2 protein-coding genes are annotated in these 1,674 nt (G+C 69.4%); one reads left to right on the top strand and one right to left on the bottom strand.

What is annotated here, in order from left to right; all coding sequences use genetic code 11:
- Positions 1–379 precede the first annotated feature (379 nt).
- On the bottom strand, positions 380–1,159 hold the full coding sequence (locus KBY47_RS36110; RefSeq protein WP_210928861.1) for a GntR family transcriptional regulator: 780 nt from the start codon (positions 1,157–1,159) through the stop codon (positions 380–382).
- A gap of 169 nt (positions 1,160–1,328) precedes the next feature.
- On the opposite strand from KBY47_RS36110, the gene KBY47_RS36105 reads away from it, so the two are divergent.
- Positions 1,329–1,674 (top strand): hypothetical protein (locus KBY47_RS36105; RefSeq protein WP_210928860.1); only part of this gene is annotated, 346 nt, incomplete at its 3' end.

Genomic DNA, 1,674 nt, shown 5'->3' with positions numbered 1-1,674 from the left:
GTGGGCACGTCGGCGGTTGGAGAGACTTTGGGCTGGAGCTGCCATGGGGCGAGTGAACAGGGGGCCTTACGCTCGCCAGCGGATCGGGCAGTCTGTGGAGCTGCCCGCAATAGCCCGATCGGCCCCCTGTTCTTCGAGGCTCGCCCCATGGTGGCTGCCTAAAGTCTCGGAGGCCGTTGACCCCGAGCCCACCACACGCCTGCCCTCGTCGGCCGGTCGACGCCTTGCCTCCTTGGGGGTGCTGCGGGGTGGGGCGTCCGGCGTCCGGACGGGACCGGCGGCCACGCCGCATGCCCGGCCGGGGCGGCCGGGCGGCCCGGCGCGCCGCAGGCGCGCCCTTGAGGAAGTGAAGACTGTTTCGACCGATCCTCGTTGGTGCTCAGGTGCGGGTGCGGCGGGCGGGTTGTTTGTCGGCGGTGATCCGGTAGGCGAGTTCGGCACGGTCGGCGCCGATGCGCAGTTCTTCGAGGATCAGCGGGCGGTCGTCGGTGCTGTGCGCGACGCGGGTGACGTGCAGGACCGGGGTCGCGTCCGGGAGGCGCAGGGTGGTGCGCTCGTCGGGCAGGGGCATGCGGGCGCCGACGGTCTCCGACCACCACAGCTTGTGGCCGTCGGTGGTGAGCAGGCGGTAGATCGCGGCCGGGCGCTTGCAGGGCTCCTCTGCCAGCAGCGGCACGGCTTCGGCGACCTCGAAGGGGATCAGCGTGCGGTGCATCGCGCGGGCGCCGCTCGCCGTGTGGATCAAGAGCCGGTCGCAGCCGAAGAGAGCTTCTTCCTCACCCAGTGCGAGCGGTCGGCCGGTGGCCTTGGTGGTGTGGGTGCGGTAGGTGCTCGGCTCCTCGGCCTCCTCCCAGATATCGCCGCCCGGCATGGTGAAACGGCCATCGGTGGTGTGGTCGATGCGGCGTTCCATGGTGAGGGCGGGCTGGCCGGTGGAGCGGACGAAGCTGCCTTTGCCGTGGCGGACGTCGATGAGTCCTTCGGCGCGCAGGGCGGCGACGGCGTTGCGGACGGTGGGGCGGGATACGCCGTAGCGGGCCATGAGCTGGGCTTCGGACGGAAGCAGGGAGTCGGGCGGGAACTCGCCGTTCAGGATAGCTTCGCGGATCGCGGCGGCGACCTGCTGGTAGAGGGCTCCGGGGCGCTGGATCTCCGACATGGGCGGCTTCTCCGGTGAGGTCGTCGTAGGCACGTCGCACGCGCGACATCACTCGTCAGCATAAGTAGTTGCGGTCCTGCCGTACAGGACTCCATAGTCGTAACTCGTAAGGACAAGTGACGTCAGCATCTGGGTTGGCGTCGTCGACTGGCCAGGGAGGCCAACACTCATGCAGTCCATTCCCGTGGACACGGCACGCCTGGGCGTACTGCGGTGCGCCAACGTGCCGGAAGTGAAGTTCAGCAACTCCGAGACCCAGGAGGTGAGGAAGGACCGGGATGGCAATCCCGTGTACACCGTGGCGGTCACGGTGCGGCCGGATGGGCGCCGTATCTCGGTGATCGAGATCGCGGTGAGCGGTGAGCCCAAGGGCTTGGAAGCGGGCCAGGTCGTGAAGGTGACCGGGCTGACGGCGTTCGTCTGGTCGATGGGCGACCGCAGCGGCGTCAGCTTCCGCGCCGACACCATCACCCCCGCAACCGGACCGGCAGCGCACGGCAAGGGCAGTGACGCGT

Origin of the sequence: Streptomyces sp. B93, assembly GCF_018070565.1 — a bacterium.
Taxonomy (GTDB): domain Bacteria; phylum Actinomycetota; class Actinomycetes; order Streptomycetales; family Streptomycetaceae; genus Streptomyces.
Note: the sequence above shows the minus strand (reverse complement) of the source record. Positions and strands in the feature narration are given on the sequence as shown.